Origin of the sequence: Candidatus Albibeggiatoa sp. nov. BB20, from assembly GCA_016744725.1 — a bacterium.
GTDB lineage: Bacteria > Pseudomonadota > Gammaproteobacteria > Beggiatoales > Beggiatoaceae > Albibeggiatoa.
In genome coordinates this window covers 1-5474 of record JADGDW010000226.1, presented here as the reverse complement: position 1 = coordinate 5474, position 5474 = coordinate 1, and the positions used below count along the sequence as shown (strand labels likewise).

Genomic DNA, 5474 nt, shown 5'->3' with positions numbered 1-5474 from the left:
TAGAATCAGCACTATCCAATGCACCGACATTACGCGGATTTTCGTAGTGGTCTAATACTTTTTCTGAATAAGCCATTATAAATTCTCCATAAAACGATAGTTATTGTTGTTCTAAGTTTTGAGCTGGCAGTCCTATATCCTGAAATAATGCACTATTTGCAGATACTAGGACAACCTATCAATACTCTAAATCTTAATGTGCTGCCCACTCAATGCTACTTAAATCAATGCCTTCTTTATACATATCCCACAATGGAGACAGCCCGCGTAATTTAGATACACTGTCTTTAATGAGTGAAATCGCATAATCAACATCAGCTTCGGTGGTAAAGCGTCCAATGGTAAATCGAATTGAACTATGTGCAAGCTCATCATTACGACCTAAAGCACGTAATACATAAGATGGCTCTAAGCTTGCAGAAGTACATGCTGAACCCGATGACACCGCTAAATCTCGTAAGGCCATAATCAAAGATTCACCTTCAACAAAATTAAAGCTGACATTCAGATTACCTGCAACCCGATGTTCAAAATCACCATTAATATAAATTTCTTCAATATTTTGGAAACCATCCCACAAGCGTTGACGCAATGCCAATACTCGCTGGTTTTCTGCTGCCATTTCTGCTTTAGCAATACGGAATGCTTCACCCATCCCTGCAATTTGATGAGTGGCTAATGTACCTGAGCGCATACCCCGTTCATGGCCACCACCGTGCATTTGGGCTTCTAAACGAACCCGTGGTTTGCGACGTACAAATAATGCGCCAGCACCTTTGGGTCCGTAAATTTTATGAGCTGAAAATGACATCAAATCCACTTTCATATTTTGCAAATTAATTTGAACTTTACCTGCACTTTGCGCTGCATCAACATGAAATAGAATTTTGCGGGCGCGGGTCATTTCACCAATCGCAGCAATATCAGTTACCACTCCAATTTCATTATTGACATGCATCAAGCTGATAAGAATCGTATCATCACGAATCGCAGCTTCTAATTTTTTCAAATCAATTAAGCCATTAGGCTCTGGGTCTAGATAAGTGACTTCAAAGCCTTGTGCTTCTAAATGACGGCAGGTATCTAATACGGCTTTATGTTCTGTTTTAGCCGTAATAATGTGTTTGCCTTTTTTGCTATGAAAATGGGCAACCCCTTTAATCGCTAAATTATTCGATTCGGTTGCACCTGAAGTCCACACGATTTCTCGTGGGTCACAATTCAGTAAATCGGCCACTTGCTGGCGTGCTTCATCTATGACTTTTTCAGCATCCCAGCCAAACTGATGTGAACGTGAGGCAGGGTTTCCAAAATTGCCATCCATTGTTAAACATTGCATCATTTTTTCTGCAACTCGCGGGTCTACGGGTGTTGTCGCAGAATAATCCATATAAACAGGTAATTTCATTAGCTCTCTCCGTCATTAACTTAGGATAACTAATCCTTAGCTAAAGTTGGCATACTAAAAAAACTCAGGATTACCAATCCTTGGAGTTTTAAATTATTATTCCCTAAATCGCAACTGCGAGCGCGAGTGAACGCATTTCATGTAATTGCTTCTTAATCGCTGCAAATAATTGATGTACATCTGCAGCACTTTGTTCTTTGCCAAGGCTAAATCTAACCGCATTATGGGCTTGCTCGGCGCTGTAGCCCATCGCTTGTAGTACGTGACTGGGTTCTGTTTTACCTGCATAACAGGCTGAGCCACTGGAGACCGCAATGTCTTCATGGTCTAAGCCTAATAACAAGGTTTCCCCTTTTATGTCATCTACTACAATCATGGTCGTATTGGGTAAACGTTCCACGGATTCTGCAACAATTTCTATCCCTTCCAAACTGGATAAATAGGCTTCAAGCTGTTGTTTTATCGCTTGATAATGTATGACTCTGGTATTGATTTCATCATGGGCAATTTCCGCCGCTTTACCAAAGCCGACAATGGCTGCAATATTTTCTGTACCACTGCGTAAGCCTTTTTCTTGTCCACCACCATGTAATAAAGGTTCTAAGACTTTGCTTTTATCAGTAATTAACGCCCCAACACCTTGAGGCCCATAAAACTTGTGTGCTGATAAGCTCATCAAATTAGCCCCTATCATATTAAAATCAACAGGTATTTTTCCAACTGCTTGTGAAGCATCAGTATGAAAAATAATCTCCCTTTGCTGACTTGCGTCTACAATATCTTGAATTGGACTGATAACCCCAGTTTCATTATTGGCTAACATAACTGAAATAAAGCGTGTATCGTTTTGTAGTAAGTTTTCCTGAAATTGGAGCAGACCATTATGATCTACAGGAATCGTATCTACACGCCAGCCTCGGGTTTGCAAACTTTTTGCTGCATTTAACACGGAGGCATGTTCAGTTGCACCTACCAATAGGTGGCCAACTTGGGTTGCACTGCTTTTGATTGCAAAATTATTGGCTTCTGTACCGCCACTGGTAAATATCACTTGTGCTGGATAGGCATTGACTAACATCGCCACTTGCTCGCGAGCAGTATCAATCGCTACTCGGGCTTTTCTCCCATAACAATGGGCACTGGAAGCATTTCCATGTGCAGTACTGAGATATGGCAACATATCTGCTAATACTCTCTCATCCAATGGCGTTGTGGCATTGTTGTCAAAATAATACATTGTTTGTTAAGCCATTGCTGCGTGCTGGTGGCTTGCACGGGTTTGGCTAACAAGGCCTGCAACATCACCATCAGTGGTATTTTCAGCGTGTTTTTTAATCACTTGAGCTAAAGTAATACCTGTTAAAAACTCACGAATCTGACAACTTAACTCAGTCCATAATTCATGACTTAAGCAACCCTGACCATCTCGGCAATTTTTCATACCTTTGCAATGATCGGCACTGATGTTTTCATCAACCGCTTCAATCACTTCAACCACCGTAATATCTGTTGCATCACGGCTTAAACGATAGCCACCACCTGGCCCACGTGCACTGTCAACTAATCCATTACGGCGCAATTTAGAAAAAAGTTGTTCCAAATAAGATAAAGAAATGCCTTGTCGTTTAGATATATCGGATAAGGTAATAGGGCCATTTTCACGGTTAATAGCTAAATCCAACATTGCAGTAACCGCATAACGGCCTTTAGTAGTTAGTCTCATAACAATATTTTCCTTTTGAATAACCACATAAAATTAACACCTAACGATTGTAGTGTTACATAACTCAGTATTTTAGTCAAGTATTTTATTGATAAGTCCTCTCAGTTTTTTTTCAAGTTTTAATCTAAGTTAAATTTTGATTGAATCTAAAAAATATTCCTACTTAATAAACTGTTAATAATGGTTTAAAATAGTCAATGTATTTAGATAAGTATTTGATATTAATTATAATAACTATAAATTTTAGCTATCATTGGAGTTGGAAGTTATGCGTAAAATATTGTCTTTTTTTGCCGTATCATTTTTATTTTTTTCAAGTTTGGCTCATGCAAGTCCTGAACAATGGGCTTATTCCGGAGCAACTGGGCCTGAGCATTGGGCTGATGTGAATCCCAGTTATCATTCCTGTCGCGAGGGAAAAAATCAATCTCCTGTGAATTTAACAAATTTTGTTGAGGCAGATTTACCTGTATTAACATTTCAATATCAAACTCAAGCCAAGGAAATGTTGCACAATGGGCATACGATTCGGATTAATATGGCTGAAGGTAGCCAGCTAGGTGTAGATGGTTTAACCTTATCCGTAAAACAATTTCATTTCCATTCACCTAGTGAAAATCAAATTAACGGCGAATCGTTCCCAATGGAAGCGCATATTGTTCATGGTGATGGTAAAGGAAATTTTGCGGTAATTGGGGTCATGTTTAGAGAAGGTGAAGCCAATCCTACACTTGAATCACTTTGGGCAAATATGCCAACACATTCAGGTGAATATCGTGGATTAGAAACTGTGGATTTATCAAGCTTACTACCTGAAAATAGAGATTATTATCGTTTTACAGGTTCTTTAACCACGCCTCCTTGTTTTGAAGGTTTACGTTGGTTAGTCATGAAAAATCCAATCACAGCATCTAAAGCTCAAATTGAACAATTCCAAAAAGTGATGGGACACGCAAATAATCGCCCTATACAGCCAATCAATGCTAGAGTGGTTTTGCAATAAAATGAACATTGTAGATGTAGTCATTGAGCGTATTAAACTACCATCTACAAAAATAATAATCCGTTAGCAATTATGCGGCTTGAGCAATCTTTGCTAGCAATTGAGGTGATTTGCGTAGGGTATTTTCTAAGAATGTTAAATCAGGTACCCACGCAATCATTGCCTCATGTTCAGGGATTTTGAGTTCTAATTCACAACTTAAACCTGTCATTTTTACATTAGATGCAGTAGATAACATCTCTTCTGTTATGGTGATTGTGCGTGGCACGCCTGAGGCAACAAATGCATAAAAAGGTAAAATCGATACAGATTCAAGCCCATATAAAATAACCAACCGTTGGCGTAATGCGGTTTTTGTATCAGATAGCTGAAAAAGCTGCTGAATTGACAGCACAGGAACAACTTGTTGCCGCCATTCAAATGTGCCCAATAAACTGCTTTCTTCTCCAAAACTATCAGGTTCAGAATAGGGTGCAATTTCCGCAATCACAGCACTTGGCAATAACACCTGTTTATTACCAATCGGAATTAATAAACTACGTACATTCGCTGCTTGCTCAATCGCCATTATGCTGCCTCTGTCTGACGCTCACTTAATAAAGCATTAATATTTTCTAGCAATTCGGTCTCATTAAATGGCTTGCCTAAATAACGGTTAATCCCAATTTTCTCAGCACGATCACGGTGTTTTGTACCAGTACGCGAGGTAATCATGATAATTGGGATATGTTTCAATTCTGGGTTATTACGCACTTGGGTTGCCAATTCATAACCATCCATACGTGGCATTTCCACATCAAGTAACATTAAGTCTGGAATATGATCTTGCAACTGTGCAATTGCATCGACACCATCTTTTGCAGTAAACACGTCCATACCCTGCCGCTTGAGTAAGCGTGCTGTTACTTTACGCACCGTAATTGAATCATCCACTACCATAATTCTTGTAGGTATTTCTTCTTCAATTTCATCTTCAAGTGATTCGTACTGAGGCATATCTTCAATACGGGTTAAAGTAGGTATGTCTAAAATCAACACTACCCGACCATCACCCAAAATTGTTGCACCTGCTAGCCATTTAATCGAACCAATTTGAGGGCCTACAGGTTTGACAACCACTTCTTTACTGCCTTCAATACCATCAACTAGCAATGCCACTCGTCGATCACCAGAGCGAATTAATAAGGTTGGAATTAATGGGGCTTCCATACCCGCCACTTTGTTAAAGCCTAAAATATCACCTAGATAGAAAATACGGTAATCCTGTTCCATGTATTTGTAATAACAGGCTTCTTCTGAATTAGCTTGTTGACGTGGAATCCGCAATACAGCCTCTACAT

Annotated in this window: 7 protein-coding genes; 1 reads left to right on the top strand and 6 read right to left on the bottom strand. The window is 39.4% G+C overall.

The genetic code is table 11. From position 1 onward, the window contains the following. The 4 genes from ABXH34_RS17520 to ABXH34_RS17505 all read right to left on the bottom strand — a co-directional run. Positions 1-76: iron-sulfur cluster assembly scaffold protein (locus ABXH34_RS17520; RefSeq protein WP_353573176.1), on the bottom strand; the 76-nt coding region annotated here is incomplete at its 3' end. Between the two features lie 117 nt (positions 77-193). Next, on the bottom strand, positions 194-1408 hold the full coding sequence (locus tag ABXH34_RS17515; RefSeq protein ID WP_353573175.1) for an IscS subfamily cysteine desulfurase: 1215 nt from the start codon (positions 1406-1408) through the stop codon (positions 194-196). Positions 1409-1511: 103 nt separating this feature from the next. Continuing rightward, positions 1512-2645: a cysteine desulfurase family protein gene (locus ABXH34_RS17510; protein WP_353573174.1), complete on the bottom strand. Its 1134-nt coding sequence runs from the start codon at positions 2643-2645 to the stop codon at positions 1512-1514. A gap of 6 nt (positions 2646-2651) precedes the next feature. After that, positions 2652-3131 carry an Rrf2 family transcriptional regulator gene (locus tag ABXH34_RS17505; protein WP_353573173.1) on the bottom strand — a complete coding sequence of 160 codons (480 nt, stop codon included), beginning with the start codon at positions 3129-3131 and terminating at the stop codon, positions 2652-2654. A 268-nt stretch (positions 3132-3399) separates the two neighbouring features. Here ABXH34_RS17505 and ABXH34_RS17500 point away from each other — a divergent pair, with 268 nt between their 5' ends. After that, positions 3400-4134: a carbonic anhydrase gene (locus tag ABXH34_RS17500; RefSeq protein WP_353573172.1), complete on the top strand. Its 735-nt coding sequence runs from the start codon at positions 3400-3402 to the stop codon at positions 4132-4134. A 70-nt stretch (positions 4135-4204) separates the two neighbouring features. On the opposite strand, the gene ABXH34_RS17495 is transcribed toward ABXH34_RS17500, so the two are convergent. Then, positions 4205-4702: a chemotaxis protein CheW gene (locus tag ABXH34_RS17495; protein ID WP_353573171.1), complete on the bottom strand. Its 498-nt coding sequence runs from the start codon at positions 4700-4702 to the stop codon at positions 4205-4207. Next, positions 4702-5474: response regulator (locus ABXH34_RS17490; protein WP_353573170.1), on the bottom strand; the 773-nt coding region annotated here is incomplete at its 5' end. The genes ABXH34_RS17495 and ABXH34_RS17490, both read right to left, overlap by 1 nt.